Here is a 19,943-nt window from a genome sequence, read left to right as displayed (position 1 = left end):
TTTTGTCTCGACCTCAAATAAAAAATAAAGAGAGGCGTATATTATTTTGAGCAATAAAATAGCCAGTGGATAGTCAACACGTTGAGAGGGGGAGAACGGTGTCAAGGATAATTGCAGTCACACCAGAGCAGTTAAAATCTCAAGCAAAAGTTTATTCGCAAGCATCAACACAACTACAGGAGGCAATGCTAAGAGTCAATACGATGAATCAGCAAATTGCCCAAGAATGGAAGGGCCGAGCCTTTCAAGCATATCTTGAACAATACAACCAACTAGAAGAAAGTATCAAAAAGATGGAGGAGCTACTAAAAAACATTGATCGGCAACTAACGAATTACGCGACTACAGTTGCACAACGAGACCAAGAAGATGCTTATTCCTTTGGGCTTTGAACGTAGTCATGTGTGCATAGCGGCATAGCAAAATGAGTGAAAAAAGAAGCTTTGTTAGGTACAGCTCCAGTTGTCACCCTCTTTTGACTTAGTGATAGTAAATAAAGCGATTCGACTGAGGGAAGGGAATGTCCTAGCTGATGATCCATTAGGAACTGGTGATTCTTTCGCAATAAAAGAAAGTTAAATAATCGAGGGGTTGGTGTTTTGAATGGACAAAGCAAAAGCACAGAAGAACTTACCTTGCAAGAGACACAAGATTATGTGGTGATAACTTTAAAAGAAACACAATATCAACTAGAAAGATTGGATCAATACCGTTTATTTTTAGAGAAACAAAAAAATTTCATGGTCGGGGAAATCCTCTCCTCTACAGAAGAAAAATTAGTGATCCGATATCACAAAGAAAAAGGTATGCAGTCTTTAGCACAAATAGGAAAGGGGATCGATCCTTACCAACGATTGGTGATTGCCCAAAAAATGGGAGATCTAGTGGGTTTCTTAGGTAGCCCAGTTCAACCGTATCTCCATCCTGACAATCTATTTATTTTTGGTGAAGAATTGAGGATCGCACATCGGGGATTCATACAATCCGTAGTTCCTTATGTGATGGAGCAGTCCTTATTTATTAAACAGTATCGTGCGCTGCTCTTGGCTATCTTACATCCTGAAACTGATTATCGAGGATTGATGGAAGGCATCAGTGTATTTAGGGACGTTTTTTCCAAAAAAATACAAGAAGCAGGAACGATCAACGAGCTCCATCAATTGATAGGAACACGGATCGTCCAACAAAAAAACAAACGTCAAACAGAAAATTTCTTTGTGAAAAAACGTAAGTATATGTTATACAAATGGGGAATGGTGATATTTATTTTCCTGACAAGTTGTTTTATGGGGATCGTTGGCGACTATCAGCTAAAACGAATACCAACACTCGAACGTCTCAGCCAAGCAAAAGCATTGTTTATTGATGAGGATTATCCAGGTGTTTTAATGATGTTACAAGAGGATAAAATCGCTGATCTTTCGGAATCTACTCGATATATATTGGCGGTAAGTTCAGTCCATGTAGCCACGTTAGCTGACAAACAAAAAAGAGGGATCTTAGAGCTACTATCAAAAAAAGCGAGTGATGATTTGGTGCTTTATTGGGTGTATATCGGGAAAGGCGATTTAGAAAAGGCGTTAGAGGTCGCCAAGAGATCTGAAGATAAGCCGGCTATTTTATACGTCTATACCAAGTTATACGATGAGTCACAAACAAAGCAACAGATGGAGAGTAAGAAAAAACAGGAACTACGTATAGAGTATAAAGAAGCAATTGAGTACTATTCCGATTTAGTAGAAGGGAAATTTATCACTGACTAAAAAATCGTTCCAGTATTCCTATGGATGATAAGCTCCATTCCTCGTTTCACTGACGGGATAAGAAGAAAGCCTGATCGGTTCTCTGAAATCGATGCAAATGAACGTCAACAGCAAACTACAACAAAGGATGTCAAACTAAGCAATGGTACAACGAATGAAAGAATCATTGAAAATAGAACAAGATGAACAGTATCATTTATTCAAAAAAATTTAAATAAATGACTAGTTGAGATTGTGAAGCAAATCCCATACGGGTATAATGTTCAAAAAAGGAGGAATAAGAAATGAGAATTGCTATTGCAGGTGCTGGCGCGATGGGCAGCCGCTTTGGATTAATGTTACAACAAGGAGGAAATGAGATCTTGTTGATCGATGGGTGGGCAGAACATGTCCAACAAATCCAAGAACATGGACTAAGAGCGAACTACAACGGAAAAGAAGTAGTGGTCCATTTACCGATCCTTTTGCAATCAGAAGTAGGTGAATCTGACCAAGTTGATTTGATCATTTTATTTACGAAAGCGATGCAGTTGGAAAAAATGTTGAAAGACATTCAATCGTTGATCAAAGAAGATACGGAAGTATTGTGTTTGCTGAATGGTATCGGTCACGAAGATATCATCGAGAAGTTTGTTTCAATGGAGAATATCTATATCGGGAATACAATGTGGACAGCCGGTTTAGAAGGTCCAGGCCAAGTAAAATTATTTGGTGACGGTTCAGTCGAATTACAAAATTTAGGTGCTGGGAAAGAAGCAGCAGCGAAAGAATTGGCGCGTAAATTATCGGAATCTGGTTTAAACGCTAAATTCTCTGACAATATTCGTTATTCTATTTATCGAAAAGCATGTGTGAATGGAACGATGAATGGGTTATGTACGATCTTAGACGTGAATATGGCTGGATTAGGTAAAACCACGACCGCACATAAAATGGTTGAAACAATCGTCAATGAATTTGCGAAAGTTGCTGCATTTGAAAATATCCATTTAGATATTCCAGAGGTGATTGAACATTGTGAATCATGCTTTGACCCAGCAACGATTGGAATGCATTATCCTTCTATGTATCAGGACTTGATCAAGAATCATCGCTTGACTGAAATTGATTATATCAACGGTGCTATTTCTAGAAAAGGTAGAAAATATGGCATAGTTACGCCGTATTGCGATTTCTTAACAGAACTTGTTCATGCAAAGGAAGATAGTTTAAATGTAAAATGAGGGAGCGAGATTATATGGAAGAGACAAAACATCTATCACCAAAAATTTTTCTAAATAAGGTACTGGCAGGAACCGCTACAGGAATCATCATTGGTTTAATCCCAAATGCAGTATTAGGAGCCATTTTAAAATATTTTAGTAATTATTCAATAGCAGTGACAATCGCACAAATGGCAGTTGTTTTTCAGTTAGCAACGCCATTGATCATCGGCGGTTTGATTGCATTACAATTTGGGTTTAATCCAATGAAAATGATGGTAGTTGCCGGAGCAGCTTTTGTAGGTTCGGGGGTAGTCAAATTTGCGCCTGATCTTGGGGAAACAGGAACTTATGTAGGTTCTGGAACAGGAGACATCATTAACACGATGCTTACTGCCTCGATAGCGGTTCTTTTGATCTTATTGATTGGTGAACGTTTTGGCTCTGTCGCAATTGTATTGACACCAATTGTTGTTGGGGTAGGAGCCGGTTTGATCGGGTATTACTTGTATCCTTATGTTACGGCTATTACTTCAGCAATCGGTACCTTGATCAATAATTTTACCACGCTACAACCTCTATTGATGTCGATTTTGATTGGTTGTTCTTTCGCCTTTTTGATCATTTCACCGATTTCTACGGTAGCAATCGGTATGGCGATCCAATTAAACGGCGTTTCTGCTGGGGCAGCTGCTATGGGTGTTGCAGCTACTACAATCGTTTTAGTTGTGAATTCGTGGAGAGTCAATAAACCTGGAGTAACGATCGCCATTGCACTCGGAGCGATGAAAATGATGATGCCTAACCTGTTTCGAAAACCAATCATTCTAGTTCCATGTTTGGTCAGTGCGGTGATTTCCGCTATTCCAGTTGCACTGTTTTCTATTTCTGGGACACCGTCATCTGCTGGATTTGGCGTCGTTGGCTTAGTCGGACCATTAGCTTCTTTAGATGCAGGATTGAGTCTCGTTCTTACTTTTGTATGTTGGCTAGTTGTGCCTTTGATTGCGGCTTTACTGACACAATTCATCTTTGAAAAAGTATTGAAACTCTATGATAGAGAAGATGTATTTAAATTTTTAGGTTAGTCTGTGAAACAGTCAGAAAAATTTCCAAGAATATCCACTGATGATAAACTCGTGGGGCTCTGATCAAAAACAATCAATAAGAGTTCTGATACTGAAAACAAAAAAGGTCGGTTGTTCGGATCGAGTGGACAAGAAAGTGATTTTTTGCCTCACCTAAGACAGAAAATCTGTTGGAGGCATTCTTGGAAAGCCTCTTGGGAAAATTTGGTTTAAGCACAGCTAATAATAAGCTTGGATGTTGATTTTTTCGATTATAGAAAGTCCTTCTATAGTGAATCAATCGTTCATCCAAGCTTATTTTATAGGGAGAATAGCAAAATAAAAGCTATCGTTTGAAAATGTTTAATCGATTTACTCCGACAAGGAATAAGGTAGAGCACTTTCGTGGTGGTAAGCTGCGTTTGGCACAATACCTAATCTGTAAGAAATCGTTCCGCCTTCTAGCAAGTCTTCGTGAGTAAAGAAAAGATCTGTGTGAGGGAGATTTTTTCTTTTTACCTCATGAATAAATTGATGCTGCGGCTGATTGGGTGACGTTTCGATAGTCAGCGTCTTTCCGTTAGATAAGGCAATGATTGCTTTATCCATCAGTGGCATTCCAATAACGTATTCGCCTGTTCCTGGCGTTACAGGGTAAAATCCTAAGCTATTGAAGATGTACCAAGCAGCCATGCTGCCATTGTCTTCGTCTCCTGGATAACCGGTCGGCGTATCATCAAAAGTCTGTGTCAACAATTGTTTGAGCAAAGGTTGAGCCATTTCTGGTTTTCCGATATAGCTAAAAAGATAAGGATAATGGAAACTTGGCTGATTCGAGATAGCTAACTGACCAAATTCGATAGCGGCCATTTCACTCATTTCATGGATCTCAAAACCATAGCCCCCCACTTCAAAGCTTGGTGCTTGGTTGCATAATTCGATCAATTTTTCTTCAAATTTTTGCTTTCCACCATGGGCTTTGATCAGGCCAGCGAAATCGTGGTAGACAGCAAAGCTACTTTGCCAAGCACTGCCTTCTGCATAATCTTGGCCCCAACGGATAGCAGAAAAAGGTTCTCTGAAGGTTCCATCTACATCTTTGGCACGCATAAAACCTGTTTTTTGATCGAAAACATTTTGGTAATTCAATGCCTGCTGCTGATAATGCTGGTTGATTTTTTCTTTTCCTAGCACTTTAGCTACTTGGCTGATACAAAAATCACTGTAGGCATAATCCAATGTATGGTTGATCGACTCATGATAAGTACTTGGTACATACCCATATTTAAGATAGTCTTTTGTTCCTTGTCGTCCATAGTTTTGGTTCGCACTTTGAATAGTAGCACCTTTATGCATCGCTTCTAAGAAGTTTTCCATCAAATCTTCTCGAATACCTTTCACCGCTGCATCTGCGATAACTGCATCGATCAATGTGCCTGGCATCAAACCACGTTCATCAGGCGAGAGCCACTTTGGTAAGAAGCCGGTTTCATTATAACTATTTAAAAAACCTTCGAGCATTTCTTCATATTTCTCCACGGCAATCAAGGAATAAAGAGGATAAACAGTTTTATACGTATCCCAAAAGCCATTATTTGTGTAGAGTGCACCAGGCTTTACAGTGCGGCTAGTCGTATCATAATGGATTTTTTGACCATTAGCATCGATCTCATAGAAGGTCTGTGGGAATAAGAAAGTCCGATAGAGATTATGATAAAAGGTACGTGTTTGTTTTGGATCATGATGTTCGATTTTTATGCGATCAAAGTAGTCTTGCCACTGGTTTCGGCTATTTTTCAAATAATCAGCAGCTTCTTGATGAAGTTCTTGGCTCAAATTATAGTGAGCTTGTTCTTCACTGATAAAAGAAGTTCCCAGTTGAGCAACTAAATTCCTAACATCACCAAAATACAATGGAATGGAATCGGCTTGGTCACCGGAATTTGTTACACGAGTTTTCGCTAAGAGCGGCTGATTGAATTTTAGAACAAAATAAAACGTAAAATCAGGATCTTCTGAGCCGGCAAAATACGTGATCTGGCCGAAAACGGTATGACTATCTTTCACATTTAGAGAATATTTTCCAGGAAAAGTCAGTAGTAAACCGCTTTCTTTTTTACTGTAATCAATCGTTAAGATTCCTCCATACATACTTGGAATGAGGGATGATTGTGTTCCGTCACGCAATTGACGAATAGATACGTGTGTTGGTGCAAAGATACTTTCTTCTGGTCGATAAGAGCTTTGCGCATGGAATAACGTATTTTCTGGCAATTCCCCTGTGAAAGGGGTCATGACAAAATGACTGAAATCACCCATCCAAGGACTTGGCTGATGGGTAAGGCGGTAACCTTGAAACACACGATCTTCTGGATGGAACCACCAACTGCCTTTTTGATCTGTTGTTTGCGGTGCAAAATAGTTCATTCCAAAAGGAACGCCAGTGTAGGGCTGGCAATTCCCGTTGGAGAAATTTGGTTGATTCGCGGTACCGTGACGGGTATCGATTTGTTGGATGTCCATATTACATCTCCTTTGTTGAGTGTCGTTTGATAAATGAAACTGGATAACTACTATCAGCGGGTATCTCTTTTGTCTGTAGCCATTCAATGAGCGATCTTCCTGCAATTTCCCCTAATTTATGAAAATCCTGAGCTACGGTGGTTAATGGAGGATCGACCAGAGCAGCGGCCTGGATATCATCAAAGCCGATAACAGAAAAGTCATTAGGAATGTCATAACCATGTTGCTTCAAGTAGTTCATCGTTTGAATTGCGACAAGATCGTTTTCACAGACAAAAGCTGTTACTTTATGGTCATTGACATAGTTCATCAAGGTATCGATCGTAGCACTTTTATCATCTAATGGGGTATGAAAAGGCAATCTTGCTTTATTCAATGCCTCTAAGTAACCCAAATAACGTTGGCGTACAGATTGTGGATGAGTCTGTTCGCCAAAAAGATACGCAATTTTTTGATGTCCTTCTTTTATTAAGTGTTCTGTAGCTAGAGAACCGCCTTGGAAATTGTCTGAAAGAACAGTAGGAAAAGGCAATTCATAGATTTTTTTATCTAAAATGACCACTGGAAATTGCTTCAATGAAAGTTCAAAGAGCAAATCGAGGTGATGATCTGTATCAAAAGCATAATAGATCAAACCATCAAATTCCTGCATAAGTTCATGTGCTGTTTTATTCGTGAGAAAATCTAGCGTAGTCATCATGACTTCCAACTGCTGTTCTTGCATGACAGGATTCAATCCTTTGGTAAAGTCACCTACGGAAAGATCTGACAAAAAAGGCAATAGGAATAAAATACGACTATTTTTAGGAAGCACTACATGCTTTTCCACACTAGTTGCGGCCTTAACAAAGCTTCCTTTTCCACGTACCCGATAGATCAATCCTAATTGCTCTAATTCTGTAAGGGCTCGTTTCGAAGTGATTCGACTTACTTGATATTTTGCTGATAATTCTTTTTCTGTAGGGACTTGGCTATCGACTGGCAACGAACCGTCAGCAATAGCAGCTTGTAGGTCATTGAATATTTTTTGGTATAACGGTTGATCCATAAAAACACCTTCTTATATGATATATCATAGATAAATGATAGCATAAAAAAGGGAAAAGTAAATAAGAAAAATCTCATTTTGAAAGCGTAGACATTTTTCTGATAGAGAGGTATAATTCGTTTGTGATATACCAAACCGGAAAGAGGGAAAATAATGGCTTATAAAGATATACCAAATTCAGTTGAACAATTTATGGAAGAAATAACAGAAAAATGCGGAGATAAACATGCGGATTGGGCGGAAAACTTTTCTGCGGCATTTGCGAATACACTGTTAACGACTGTAAAACGTCATGAGGATGGAACGACTTTCTTATTAACTGGCGATATTCCTGCGATGTGGCTACGTGATTCTACTGCACAGGTACGTCCATACCTTGTACTGGCAAAAGAAGATGCAGATTTAGCCGACATGATCAGTGGGTTAGTTAAGAAACAGTTCAATTACATCAATATCGATCCTTATGCGAACGCATTCAACGAAGAGGCGAATGGGGCGGGCCACCAAAACGATCATACAGAGATGAATGACTGGATCTGGGAACGAAAATATGAAATCGATTCCTTATGCTATCCGGTGCAATTATCCTACCTATTATATAAAAATACAGGACGCACAGATCAATTCGATACCTCTTTTGTAGAAGGTATCAAAAAAATATTAGGCGTCTTCAAAACAGAACAGGACCATGAAAAATCGCCTTATATATTTGTGCGTGACACGACACGCAAAGAGGATACTTTAGTAAATGATGGGCGCGGTACCAAAGTTGCGCCGATTGGCATGACTTGGTCAGGGTTCCGTCCTAGTGATGATGCATGCCAATACGGCTATCTGGTTCCTTCCAATATGTTTGCTGTTGTGGTCTTAGAGTATATAGAAGATATCTTTACAAACATTCTTTCAGAAGAAGCATTGGTAAAAGAAGCGAGAAAATTAAGGACAGATATCCAACAAGGCATTGATGATTTTGCCTATACACAAAATAAAAATGGGGAAAAAATCTACGCTTACGAAGTGGATGGTTTAGGAAATACATCGATCATGGATGATAGCAATGTACCTAATCTGATCTCTGCGCCATATCTAGGCTATGGTTCGATGGATGATCCCCAGTACCTTGCAACCAGAGCGACTCTATTGAGTAAAGAGAATCCATATTTTTACGAAGGAGAATATGCGAAGGGAATAGGTTCTTCCCACACACCTGAAAACTATATCTGGCCAATTGCTTTGGCGATGGAAGGGATGACGACTGAGGATAAAGCAGAAAAAGAACGGATTTTAGATTTGTTAGTAGCGACAGATGCGGGGACACACTTGATGCACGAAGGCTTTGATGTGAACAACCCGCAAAATTACACGAGAGAATGGTTCTCTTGGGCAAATATGATGTTTTGTGAATTAGTCATGGATTATTTTGATATTCGAGTAGCGAAATAGGAGGAAGCACATGAAAAAGAAAGTATATATCATTTCTCATAGTCATTGGGATCGAGAGTGGTACATGGCGTACGAACAACATCACATGCGATTGGTTGAATTAATGGATGATCTTCTGGAATTATTCGAGAAAGATCCAGAATTCAATAGTTTCCATCTTGATGGGCAGACGATTATTCTGGATGATTATCTGCAAGTTCGACCTGAAAAGAGAGAGTTGGTTCAGCAAGCAATCACGGTAGGAAAATTACGGATCGGTCCGTTCTATATTTTACAAGATGACTTTTTGATCAGCTCAGAATCAAATGTGCGCAATATGCTGATTGGTATGGAGGAAAGTCAAAAATGGGGAACACCTATCATGCTTGGTTATTTCCCAGATACCTTTGGCAATATGGGACAAACACCGCAGATGATGAAACAAGCTGGATTAGAGGCAGCCGCATTTGGGCGAGGTGTTAAGCCGATTGGATTTGATAATCAAGTATTAGAAGCGGAAAATTACTCTTCGCAGTATTCTGAGATGTGGTGGAAAGGACCTGATCAAACAGAGATTTTTGGGTTGCTTTTTGCGAACTGGTATAGTAATGGTAATGAAATACCATCAGAAAAAGAAGCAGCAAAAGTTTTTTGGAAGCAAAAACTGTCAGACGCAGAACAGTATGCTTCGACAGATCATCTTTTGATGATGAACGGGGTCGACCATCAACCAGTTCAAAAAGATATATCAAAAGCAATCCGTTTAGCAAATGAACTATATCCTGATTATGAGTTCGTCCATTCTAACTTTGTGGATTATCTTGAGGCAGTCCAAAAAGATCTACCAAAAGATCTGGGGGCTGTTGAAGGTGAGTTGACGAGTCAAGAAACGGATGGATGGTACACTTTGGCAAACACAGCTTCAGCACGAGTATACTTGAAACAGTGGAACACAAAAGTCCAAAGACAACTTGAAAATATTACAGAACCGTTGGCGACGATGGCGTATGAGGTAACAGGAGAGTATCCGCATGATCAACTAGACTATGCTTGGAAGACACTGATGCAAAATCATCCTCATGACAGCATCTGCGGTTGTTCCGTCGATTCTGTGCATCGAGAAATGATCACACGATTTGAAAAAGCCAATGAAGTAGGAAAGTATCTGGCAGATGAAGCACTAAGACAACTAGGCGAAGCAATCGATACGAGTGGATTACCAGAAGCTAGTTATCCATTTGTTGTGTTCAATACTGCTGGATCGCCTAAAACAGGTGAAGCAGAAGTCAGCATCGAATTAGAAAGAAAACGGTTTGCAGAAGGAATACCAGAAGCACTTTATGTGGAATTGGAACAGCGACCAAAGAAAGTGTATCATGTCGAAACAGTCGACGGGAAAAAATTATCTGCATTGATCTCAGAAGAGAAAGTCGCGTTTGGCTATGACTTACCAAAAGATCGGTTTAGGGTACCATATATGGCACGAACGATCACAATTCGTTTACCTATAACTGAAATGCCTGCTTTTTCTTGGGAAACATTTGTTTTAGTTGAAGGGGCGGCCGAAGAACAAGCAGGTACGCTGATCGAAGATGCTGGACGAGTGCTGAAAAATGATCAAGTTCAGTTAGAGATCCAGTCAAATGGGACACTCACTTTGACAGACAAAGGTACTGGGGTTATATTAGACGACTTATTAGTTTTTGAAGATGTGGGAGATGTTGGGAATGAATATATTTTCAAACAACCTGAGAATGACCAAGCGATTTTATCTAAAGAAATAAGCAATAGTACAATTGAAATCGTGACCGATACAAAAGAACTCGCACAAATCCGATTGACGCAAGAGATGGTGATCCCAGTTGCGGCAGATGAGCGTCTAGAAAAAGAACAAGAAATGGTCATCGAATTTCGGCATAGAAAAGCAGGACGTTCCACAGAAACAGCGGTATTAGAGCTGACTACACTGATTACTTTAAGAAAAAATAGCAAGAAAATCGATTTTGAAACAACTGTGGATAATCAAATGAAAGACCACCGTTTGCGTGTCTTATTCCCGACAAAGTTACATGTGGAACAACATGAGGCAGATAGTATCTTTGAAGTAGTCACGCGTCCTAATACTGTCGCAAAAGATTGGGAAAATCCTACGAATCCACAACACCAACATGCATTTACTCACTTAGAGGATCAAACGTACGGTGTAACAATTGGAAACTATGGACTGAATGAATATGAGATTGTCGATGACGGTGTGATTGCTTTGACATTATTACGTTGTGTAGGTGAATTAGGTGACTGGGGATATTTCCCAACTCCTGAGGCACAATGTTTAGGGAAACACCAATTTAACTATAGTATCGAAGTACAGCCAACGGCAGAAAAATTCGTTAGCTATCAGCATGCCTATACTGCCCAGATTCCTTTCTCAACAAAACAATTAGCAAAACAAAAAGGAACACTTCCACAAAAAAATCAATACTTATCTTGTACAGGTGAAACATTTGCAATTACAGCTTTGAAACGGAGCAAATTTAGTGATAAAGCAGTAGTAAGAGGATTCAATATGTCTAGTCATTTAGAAAAACTACAGATAGAAAAAAATGGTCAATCTGGACACTTGTTGAATCTACTTGAAGAAACGTGGGAAGAAACGGTTGATCCAGATCTTAAGCCTTATGAAATTCGGACAATCGGATTTAAGGAGGAATAGCAAATGTATGGTGGGATAGAAGCAGGTGGAACAAAATTTGTTTGTGCGGTTTCTGATGAAGGCGTTATCGTAGAAAAAATCAGTATTCCTACAACAGCGCCGGAAGAAACATTGAAGCAAGTCTTTGACTTTTTCGATCAATATGAGTTAGAAGCGATGGGCATCGGTTCTTTTGGTCCTATCGGTATTGACAAGAATACAGATAGCTATGGCTATATTTTAGCCACACCAAAAAAAGGTTGGACGAATTACAATTTTTTGGGGAGCATCAAAGACCATTATGATATTCCAGTTGCATGGACGACAGATGTGAATGCTGCAGCTTATGGTGAATTATTGAAAGGCGCGGCTATTGGCAAAAAAAGTTGTATTTATTTGACTGTTGGAACTGGAATTGGGGCAGGCGTAGTGATGAATGGAAACATCTTTTCAGGGATTGCGCATCCAGAAATGGGGCATATTTGGGTCAAGAGACATCCAGACGATACGTATGAAGGAACCTGTCTTTACCATAAAGATTGTTTAGAGGGATTAGCCGCTGGACCTTCCATTGAAGCACGCACGGGGATCAAAGGCCAAGACCTTCCTCAAGATCATCCAGTTTGGGATATGCAAGCTTTTTATATTGCGCAAGCTTTAGTCAACTATACACTAACCTTGGCTCCTGAAAAGATCATTTTAGGTGGCGGTGTCATGAATCAGGACCACTTGCTTCACAAAATCCGTCAACAATTTGCTGAACTGATGGGTGGTTATATGGAAACACCACCAGTCAGTGAATATATCGTTCGTTGGGAACTACCTAATGAGAGTGGCATCATCGGTAGTTTGTTATTAGCAGAGCATGAGTTAGCTCAAATAAAATAATCAGAGGATTTCTGTCCTCTAAAATGAAACCGAGATTGAGATAAAAGTCGTTTAGGTTTGAGAAATTGGAGAAAAAAACGAACAATACGTTTTTTGTATTGCTCGTTTTTTTTTTTTTGAAATTTCCGAAAAACCTGACTTTTGGCCACCGTTTATTCGCGAGTCTGTGGCAAACCTGATTTTTAGATTTGTCCCAGACTCTTTTTTTACCATAGACCAGGGGTTGCTGTTCCTATGATTTTTTCTTGAGTGAATGGGTGGGGCATATGCAGTTCTAAAGCATGAAGCATTAGACGTTTATCAGGACGCTCTTGATAAAGCGGATCACCAATGATCGGATGACCATAGTTTGCCAGATGTACTCTGATCTGATGAGTTCGACCAGTTTCTAATACACAATAGACTTGGGTTTGCCCATGACTTACTTGGTTGACTGTCACACGTGTCAGCGCGGTTTGGCCATTTCTGTTATCGACGACTCGTTTTCTTCGATCATGACGGTCACGCCCGATTTTGTCTTGAAGAACCAAGTCATGATTGATCGTTCCCCAAACAATTGCTTGATAGCGCCGGTAGATTTTCTTTTGTTCTAACATTCTTCCTAAAATGGGCAAAACAAAAGGGTTTTTGGCAAATAAAATAGCGCCACTTGTTTCTTTATCCAAGCGATGGACGACATATGGCTGTTGCCCTTTATCTGCTAAATAGGCAGCCAGATGATTGAGCAAGGTATCATTTTCTGTAGGCGCATTGGGATGAGTTTTCATTCCAGCAGGTTTGTTGAGGATGATCAAATGATCATCTTCATATAATGGATGGATATGTTCTGCCACTCCTAGCTGAATTTGTTGATGGTGGTAGTCTATTTCCTCGAAACGTAAGGTGATATGATCGCCCCCGTGAACTTCAAAATGAAACAAGGCTGGTTCTTGATTGATCCAAACATTCCGTCGTGTTCGTAAGAAATGGCGGACTTTTCTTGGAACAAGCCATTCTTGCTCTAACAATTCTCGAACGGTTGTTGTAGGATGGTTGCTAGGTAAGGTAATCGTGATTTCCATAAATTTACTCCTTTTAGTCAAATGCAGTTTCATTGTATCATTTTTAAAATATATTTAAGAAAAAAATGAACGATTTCTGACATTTGGTATGCTAAACTAACGGCACGATTGCAAAAAGTCGATTTTATACATCTTAAGCAGGAAGTAACACAAAATAACTTGTGTTAAAATAAGGCAATTGAATCAAAAAGATAGGAGAAGTAACTATGGATTTTCAAAGCATTTTAAGGAAAATAAAAGCTGCTTTGATCAGTTTTTGGCAATGGATCAGACCTTATCTCGGACAGTTTCATCGATGGCGAAAACGGATTTGGAAAAAATACCACATCAATAAAGTCATCTTATTACTCGGGCTTATTGTTGTATTGATCACCAGTATCTATCTTTTTATTTTAGCAAAACAGGCAAATGTTGAGACACTGAAATCTGGCTTAAGCCAGTCAACAGTTATTTATGATAAAAAGAATGAAGAAGCAGGAACACTTTATGCACAAAAAGGAACGTATGTCGAGTTACAAGCGATTTCCCCTCATATACAAGATGCGGTGATTTCAACAGAAGACCGAAATTTTTACCAGCACCATGGATTTGATATCAAAGGGATTGCCAGAGCAGCGGTGAGAATGGTTTTATCCGGAGGAACATCCGGTGGTGGCGGAAGCACGATCACACAGCAACTTGCAAAAAATGCGTACTTGACACTTGACCAAACCTTTGATCGGAAAGCAAAGGAACTTTTCTTAGCGATTGAAATCGAGAAGAAGTATAGCAAAGAAGAAATTTTGACGATGTATTTGAACAATGCCTATTTCGGTAATGGAGTGTGGGGAGTACAGGACGCTTCACGAAAATACTTTGGCGTTGATGCAAGCCAGGTAACGATCTCTGAGGCAGCAACCTTAGCGGGAATGTTAAAAGGTCCCGGAATCTATAATCCGATTGATCATCCGGAAAATGCAAACAATCGAAAAAATACCGTATTAAGTGTAATGGAAGAAAATGGGAAGCTGACAAAAGAACAATATCAAGCAGAAAGTCAAACCGATATCAGTCAATACCTCAACGACACATATGATAATTCTGAATCGGGTTATCGCTACCCTTATTATTTTGATGCGGTCATTGATGAAGCGGTAAAAGAGTATGGTTTAGATGAAGCGGATGTGATGAATAAAGGCTATAAAATCTATACCGCATTGGATCAAGACTATCAGAAACAATTAGAAACAACATATCAAAATAATGCCATATTCCCAGCTAATGCTGCAGATGGCGCAATGGTCCAATCCGCTTCCGTTGCTTTAGATCCACAAAGTGGCGGCGTTGAAGCACTAGTTGGACGACGTGGGGAACATGTCTTTCGTGGTTTCAATTTTGCCACGCAAATGAAACGATCACCAGGTTCAACGATCAAACCGCTGAGTGTCTATGCGCCTGCATTAGAAGCAGGTTATACACCATCAAGTGTGTTGAGAGATGAACCACAATCGTATTACGATGCGCATAACTTTGATGGAACGTATCAAAGTAGTGTTCCAATGTATCAAGCAGTCGCCAATAGTTTGAACTTGCCAGCTGTTTGGTTGCTTCATGAGATTGGCTTGCAAAAAGGATACGACAAAGCAGAAGAATTTGGGTTACCTTTATCAAAATCAGACAAATACTATGGTCTGGCATTAGGTGGTCTGGAAAAAGGGGTATCACCATTGATGATGGCAGGTGCTTATAGTGCTTTTGCCAATAAAGGAAAAATGTATACACCACATTTAATCACTAAAATCGTTGATTCTACTGGTGCAGTGATCGTTGACAATACGAGCAAAAAGCCAAAACAAGTGATTTCTGAAGAAACGGCTGATCAAATGACAAGTATGCTTTTGGGTACATTTTCAAATGGAACAGCGGTTGCGGCAAATCCAACTGGTTATACAGTGGCCGGAAAGACAGGAACTACTGAAACCAACTTTGATTCTACCAAAGCCAACGACCAATGGATCGTAGGATATACCCCTGACGTAGTGATTTCTACTTGGATGGGATACGAAGAATCGAGTGAGATCCACTATTTAGAAGGTACCAGTGGGAATGTTGTCGGGAGAGTCTTCAAGTCAGCAGCAGAAGGGATCCTTCCTTACACGGATAAAAGTAGCTTTAGTGTAGCGGATGCATATGCCACAGGCGGACAAGTCGTTGCTGCCGATCAAGTGAACAATGACACGCAATCTAACGGAGAAACGAGTCAGTGGCAAGATAACCTGAATCAGTATGGTGAGCAGGCAAAAGATGGCCTGAAAAAATTTGGCGATCTAGTGAAAGATGGTGTCAAAGGGATCGGAGAAGCGGCCAAGGATCTTTGGCGTAAATACCAAGGAGAGTAGACTCTATGAAAACGGATAAACAAATGTTACAATAATAGGGAATAAAAAAAGAAAAGAGGCTAATTATGTCAAATATTTATGATAGCGCAAATCAAATTGAACGTGAAATTCGCGAATTACCAGAATTCAAGGCTTTGGAAGAAGCTTATGAAAAAGTAAAAGCCGATGAAGAAGCGCATCAGTTGTTTAAAGATTTCCAAGCAATGCAAATCGAATTGCAAGAAAAACAAATGAGCGGCCAAGAATTCAGTGATGAAGACGCAGCCAAAGCCCAAGAGATGGCAATGAAAATCCAAGCAGAAGAAGTCATCAATGATTTGATGCAAAAAGAACAAGGATTCAGCACGATCATTAATGATTTAAACCGAATCATCATGACACCAGTCAGAGATTTATATAGTGAATAGAAGTCTTGAATAGTATGGACTGAAGCTAAGAATGGAAAAATAGGTCGAGACAAAAGTCGTTTAGGTTTGAGAAATTGGAGAGAAAAACGAACAATACGCTTTTTGTATTGCTCGTTTTTTTCGAAATTTCCGAAAAACCTGACTTTTGGTCGCCGTTTATTCGAAAGTCTGTGGCAAACCTGATTTTTAGATTTGTCCCACGCTTTTTTTTGAATGAATTTAACGTGAAAAACGGCTTTTCCAGATTTTAAGATGGTCGAAACATGAGGTATAAAATGTGAGAAGTAGAGAAAATACGTTTATTGTTTTGACTGCTTCAATGAGCAATTATGAGGGAAGATTATTTTTTTCGTTTGAAGAAAAAAGAGTTCTGCGATTGCCACCATTCTCCAACATTTTTTGCTATGGTTACTTAGATAGTAACTAAAATACAGAATATTAAGGGGAGCTAGCGATGGAGCAGGAAAAATATTTTTTAGGTATTGAGAATACGCCATGCTTTAATTCCAAACGAATGACGGAACTATGCGAAAAATCTAAGACTAAAACACTCTTGACGTATCTGATGAAACTGGAAAATACGGTACAAGATGCCGCATGTCAGTATGCACAGAAGCAGACTGTGGATAGCTTTACCAACTATGAAAGCAGTATTAATTGGTTAGCTAGTTTAAATAAAGAAGTTTCTAAAAGGTGCCAAAACAAGAAGAACTTTCTGATGAAATACATACGAAAAAATAAATATACTAAACTCAACGAACGAGTAGAACAACATGTGAACTACTTTAAATCCTGTAAAGAAGCTTGGCAAACTCATCATCAAATGAAGCAAGCAAATCAGAACCAGCAGTCTGAACAGTCAGAATACCCGATGGGGCGATCAAATACGCAACGGCACTCAAGCACTTCTCACCAAACGTCTGAGCCACCAAAAAAGAGGATTGATCTAAGAAAAATACCGCAACGTTCAGATAGTGGAGTCTCCAGAAAAACTGTGATCCTTCATGGGATAGCAGTCAAAGAATTGCAGATTAAGCAAAGAGCTACTCTTGTCCGTTCTGTTGATTCCGATTCAAGATAAAACAAAAAAACTCTGTATAGACGATAACAATTGATCGTTGTATGCAGAGATTTTTTGTTTATGCTGAAAGTAGTTGGAAAGACAGGTTTGTTTCTTAACTATCAAGGTGTATCTGCTATACTAGAGATAGTTTTCCAGATGATTCTCGTTTAAAGATTCAGTTGACGATTTAAAGTAAGGTGGTGTATCAGAATGAAAAATAAAAAATTTTCTTGGAAAGATTTTTGGGAAATCATCGGGTCATATCTTTTCACGATTCTCTTACTCCCAGCAATTTATTCTTTGACAACTGCCCAAGTAGTTTCTTCTGTATTTGATGAAAAATACCTGATAGACATCATTATCTTATTTTGTGTCATCATTGTGCCTTTTGCTATCTACAAAGGAATACGAAAACGTAAATAAGTACTTTTCGTTATTCATGTTGCATCTGATAAAAATCCCCCTTGTTAGCCATTAATTCTTCGTAGGTGCCAGTTTCGATGATTTTTCCTTTCTCGATCACAATGATGCGATCTGCTTCTTTGATGGTAGAAAGTCGATGGGCAACAATAAATAGTAAAAGTTGAAAATCCTATTTTAAGAGGATTTAATCCAGATCCTAATATTTTGAGGGTCAATGACATGTATTACATTGTTTTCTCTTCATTTGAGTGGTTGCCAGGTGCAAGAGTTTATGGATCTACAGATTTAGTCAATTGGCATTATGTAACAGATATCTTGCACCACCAAGTAGATTTAAAGGGGAATCCAACGAACGGCAGTATCTGGGCTCCGCAACTTAGTTATGCTGATGGACAATTCTACTTTGTTTTTACAGATGTAAAAAGTGTTGCTCGCCCTTTTAAAGATGCGCATAATTATTTGATAACAGCAAAAGATATCAATGGGCGATGGACCGATCCAATTTATTTAAATAGCAGTGGTTTTGATCCTTCCTTGTTTCATGACATACACACAGGAAAAAAATGGCTCTTAAATGGACAGTGGGATTATCGGATAGAAACTCCTAATAAATCAGCAGGAATTGTTTTGCAAGAATATGATCCTAAAGAAGAGGCGCTAATAGGCGAAATCTACCCAATATTTTCTGGTACTATTCTTGCAAAAAACAGAAGCACCACATCTGTATTTTGTAAATGGCTATTATTACTTATTAACGGCGGAAGGTGGAACGGGAAGAGGGCATTCGGTTACTGTCTGTCGGAGTAAAGCAATAACCGGTCTTTATGAACTAGCCCCCAACTCACCAATATTAACAGCAAGTGATAAAGCGGATTCTTCTCTACAGTGCGCAGGTCATGGTAGTTTAGTCCAAACGGAGAATGGAAAGTGGTATATGGCATATCTCTGTACAAGACCTCTAAAAGATGCAACGATTTTAGGGCGGAAAATAACTATTCAGGAGGTATATTGGACAGAGGATCACTGGTTGCGTCTAAAGAGTGAGAGGAATTCGCCACAAAAAAATACGATAGTTCAGACAGTAGATAAAGTCGAACAACAGGTAAATCATCATTTTTTGGATACTTTTGAACGAGATATCAGTCCGATATAGAATACCCGTCGTATTCTACCAGAACGTACATGGTGTGATGCAAATAGTCGTCAGGGCTACTTGAGAATCCACGCTGGAGAATCGATCCACTCTACATTTGATCATCATTTGCTTGCTATAAGTCAAACAGATTTTTCTTTTGAAGTGACTACCGCATTTGAGTTTGAACCAACACACTTTAACCAGATGGCCGGATTAACCTTATATCTTAATGAAGAAAATTATTACTATTGCTACGTTACTTGAGATGAAATGGTAGGGAAATGCTTGCGTTTGATCCAATCAGTGAGAGGAGAAATGTATTTAGATACTTGGACAATTCCTTTACATGGAGAGCAAGTCTATTTAAAAGTTGATGTGAAGGATACTCAGGCTTTCTTCCAAGTGAAGGAAAAAAGAGTGAACGGTGGGAAGTGGTAGGATCTGCAAAAGATGTGACCACTTTATTTGGAGGCTTTACAGGGAACTTTGTTGGAGTTGGGGTCCATGATCTCAATAAAAAGAAAGGCAGCTACGCAGATTTTTCTTTCTTTGAATACAAAGGTAGAGATTAAAAGAATAAGAAGAAAAAATAAGGTATAGTTAAAATTTATTTTTAACTTGACCTTTTATTTTTTTAATGGTAAAGTAAACAACGTTGCTGAAACGTGAAAACTTCAATGAAATTTATTTAGAAAAATTCATTGACAAACATAAAAGCACGTGATAAGATAACTAAGTCGTTTGAAAAGAACCTGTTGAAAAGCTTGATCTAATCAAGAAAAACTTCGAAAAAGTTCTTGACAAATAACAAGAGATAAGTTATGATATACGAGTTGCTGAAAGATTTCTAAAAACGAAATCGAAAATAACT

The 19,943-nt window shown here is 39.0% G+C and carries 14 protein-coding genes and 2 pseudogenes; 12 read left to right on the top strand and 4 right to left on the bottom strand.

Going from position 1 to position 19,943, the window contains the following annotated elements:
* Positions 1-98: 98 nt before the first annotated feature.
* The 4 genes from DVW83_RS10400 (at position 99) to DVW83_RS10385 (ending at position 4,053) form a co-directional block, all read left to right on the top strand.
* Positions 99-392, top strand: coding sequence for a WXG100 family type VII secretion target (locus DVW83_RS10400; protein ID WP_104660734.1), 294 nt, complete (start codon positions 99-101; stop codon positions 390-392).
* A 207-nt stretch (positions 393-599) separates the two neighbouring features.
* Positions 600-1,763 (top strand): type VII secretion protein EssB/YukC, encoded by a 1,164-nt coding sequence (locus tag DVW83_RS10395; protein WP_104660735.1) that lies wholly within the window; start codon positions 600-602, stop codon positions 1,761-1,763.
* Between the two features lie 284 nt (positions 1,764-2,047).
* The gene (locus tag DVW83_RS10390; RefSeq protein ID WP_104660736.1) at positions 2,048-2,986 is read left to right on the top strand and encodes a 2-dehydropantoate 2-reductase; all 939 of its coding nucleotides are present in this window, start codon (positions 2,048-2,050) and stop codon (positions 2,984-2,986) included.
* 14 nt (positions 2,987-3,000) lie between these two features.
* Complete coding sequence (locus DVW83_RS10385) at positions 3,001-4,053, top strand: PTS transporter subunit IIC (RefSeq protein ID WP_104660737.1); 1,053 nt, start codon at positions 3,001-3,003, stop codon at positions 4,051-4,053.
* Positions 4,054-4,404: 351 nt separating this feature from the next.
* Here the strand turns inward: DVW83_RS10385 and DVW83_RS10380 are convergent, their stop codons facing one another.
* Positions 4,405-6,555 carry a GH92 family glycosyl hydrolase gene (locus DVW83_RS10380; RefSeq protein WP_224784489.1) on the bottom strand — a complete coding sequence of 717 codons (2,151 nt, stop codon included), beginning with the start codon at positions 6,553-6,555 and terminating at the stop codon, positions 4,405-4,407.
* Between the two features lies 1 nt (position 6,556).
* Positions 6,557-7,603 carry a GntR family transcriptional regulator gene (locus tag DVW83_RS10375; RefSeq protein ID WP_104660738.1) on the bottom strand — a complete coding sequence of 349 codons (1,047 nt, stop codon included), beginning with the start codon at positions 7,601-7,603 and terminating at the stop codon, positions 6,557-6,559.
* Positions 7,604-7,756: 153 nt separating this feature from the next.
* On the opposite strand from DVW83_RS10375, the gene DVW83_RS10370 reads away from it, so the two are divergent.
* The 3 genes from DVW83_RS10370 to DVW83_RS10360 are packed head-to-tail and all read left to right on the top strand — an operon-like array spanning position 7,757 to position 12,605.
* The gene (locus tag DVW83_RS10370) at positions 7,757-9,046 is read left to right on the top strand and encodes a glycoside hydrolase family 125 protein (protein WP_104660739.1); all 1,290 of its coding nucleotides are present in this window, start codon (positions 7,757-7,759) and stop codon (positions 9,044-9,046) included.
* 10 nt (positions 9,047-9,056) lie between these two features.
* A complete protein-coding gene (locus DVW83_RS10365; protein ID WP_104660740.1) occupies positions 9,057-11,738 on the top strand; it encodes an alpha-mannosidase in 2,682 nt (893 codons plus the stop codon).
* Positions 11,739-11,741: 3 nt separating this feature from the next.
* Positions 11,742-12,605 (top strand): ROK family protein, encoded by an 864-nt coding sequence (locus DVW83_RS10360; RefSeq protein WP_137239345.1) that lies wholly within the window; start codon positions 11,742-11,744, stop codon positions 12,603-12,605.
* A gap of 206 nt (positions 12,606-12,811) precedes the next feature.
* Here the strand turns inward: DVW83_RS10360 and DVW83_RS10355 are convergent, their stop codons facing one another.
* Positions 12,812-13,666: an RluA family pseudouridine synthase gene (locus DVW83_RS10355; RefSeq protein ID WP_104661831.1), complete on the bottom strand. Its 855-nt coding sequence runs from the start codon at positions 13,664-13,666 to the stop codon at positions 12,812-12,814.
* Positions 13,667-13,872: 206 nt separating this feature from the next.
* On the opposite strand from DVW83_RS10355, the gene DVW83_RS10350 reads away from it, so the two are divergent.
* The 4 genes from DVW83_RS10350 to DVW83_RS10335 all read left to right on the top strand — a co-directional run bounded on the left by DVW83_RS10350 (position 13,873) and on the right by DVW83_RS10335 (position 17,937).
* The gene (locus DVW83_RS10350) at positions 13,873-16,044 is read left to right on the top strand and encodes a PBP1A family penicillin-binding protein (protein WP_104661830.1); all 2,172 of its coding nucleotides are present in this window, start codon (positions 13,873-13,875) and stop codon (positions 16,042-16,044) included.
* A gap of 65 nt (positions 16,045-16,109) precedes the next feature.
* A complete protein-coding gene (locus DVW83_RS10345) occupies positions 16,110-16,451 on the top strand; it encodes a YlbF family regulator (RefSeq protein WP_104661829.1) in 342 nt (113 codons plus the stop codon).
* Between the two features lie 454 nt (positions 16,452-16,905).
* Positions 16,906-17,532 (top strand): hypothetical protein, encoded by a 627-nt coding sequence (locus tag DVW83_RS10340; RefSeq protein WP_104661828.1) that lies wholly within the window; start codon positions 16,906-16,908, stop codon positions 17,530-17,532.
* A gap of 192 nt (positions 17,533-17,724) precedes the next feature.
* On the top strand, positions 17,725-17,937 hold the full coding sequence (locus DVW83_RS10335; protein WP_104661827.1) for a hypothetical protein: 213 nt from the start codon (positions 17,725-17,727) through the stop codon (positions 17,935-17,937).
* A gap of 10 nt (positions 17,938-17,947) precedes the next feature.
* Here the strand turns inward: DVW83_RS10335 and DVW83_RS16125 are convergent.
* A pseudogene (locus DVW83_RS16125) lies at positions 17,948-18,088 on the bottom strand (ABC transporter ATP-binding protein); the annotation flags it as partial.
* Between DVW83_RS16125 and DVW83_RS10330 the strand changes: the two are divergent.
* A pseudogene (locus tag DVW83_RS10330) lies at positions 18,088-19,644 on the top strand (glycoside hydrolase family 43 protein). The pseudogenes DVW83_RS16125 and DVW83_RS10330 sit on opposite strands and share 1 nt — an antisense overlap.
* Positions 19,645-19,943 lie beyond the last annotated feature (299 nt).

Origin of the sequence: Enterococcus sp. VV15 (assembly GCF_005236045.1) — a bacterium.
GTDB lineage: Bacteria > Bacillota > Bacilli > Lactobacillales > Enterococcaceae > Enterococcus_B > Enterococcus_B durans.
The sequence above is the reverse complement of the archived record's forward strand: the minus strand, read 5'-3'. Positions and strand labels throughout refer to the sequence as shown.

What these genes read in the sequence shown, in the direction of transcription:
- DVW83_RS10390 (WP_104660736.1), top strand. Translation starts at nt 2,048, where the DNA reads ATGAGAATTGCTATTGCAGGTGCTGGCGCGATGGGCAGCCGCTTTGGA.
- DVW83_RS10385 (WP_104660737.1), top strand. Translation starts at nt 3,001, where the DNA reads ATGGAAGAGACAAAACATCTATCACCAAAAATTTTTCTAAATAAGGTA.
- DVW83_RS10380 (WP_224784489.1), bottom strand. Translation starts at nt 6,555, where the DNA reads ATGGACATCCAACAAATCGATACCCGTCACGGTACCGCGAATCAACCA.
- DVW83_RS10375 (WP_104660738.1), bottom strand. Translation starts at nt 7,603, where the DNA reads ATGGATCAACCGTTATACCAAAAAATATTCAATGACCTACAAGCTGCT.
- DVW83_RS10370 (WP_104660739.1), top strand. Translation starts at nt 7,757, where the DNA reads ATGGCTTATAAAGATATACCAAATTCAGTTGAACAATTTATGGAAGAA.
- DVW83_RS10365 (WP_104660740.1), top strand. Translation starts at nt 9,057, where the DNA reads ATGAAAAAGAAAGTATATATCATTTCTCATAGTCATTGGGATCGAGAG.
- DVW83_RS10360 (WP_137239345.1), top strand. Translation starts at nt 11,742, where the DNA reads ATGTATGGTGGGATAGAAGCAGGTGGAACAAAATTTGTTTGTGCGGTT.
- DVW83_RS10355 (WP_104661831.1), bottom strand. Translation starts at nt 13,666, where the DNA reads ATGGAAATCACGATTACCTTACCTAGCAACCATCCTACAACAACCGTT.
- DVW83_RS10350 (WP_104661830.1), top strand. Translation starts at nt 13,873, where the DNA reads ATGGATTTTCAAAGCATTTTAAGGAAAATAAAAGCTGCTTTGATCAGT.
- DVW83_RS10345 (WP_104661829.1), top strand. Translation starts at nt 16,110, where the DNA reads ATGTCAAATATTTATGATAGCGCAAATCAAATTGAACGTGAAATTCGC.
- DVW83_RS10340 (WP_104661828.1), top strand. Translation starts at nt 16,906, where the DNA reads ATGGAGCAGGAAAAATATTTTTTAGGTATTGAGAATACGCCATGCTTT.
- DVW83_RS10335 (WP_104661827.1), top strand. Translation starts at nt 17,725, where the DNA reads ATGAAAAATAAAAAATTTTCTTGGAAAGATTTTTGGGAAATCATCGGG.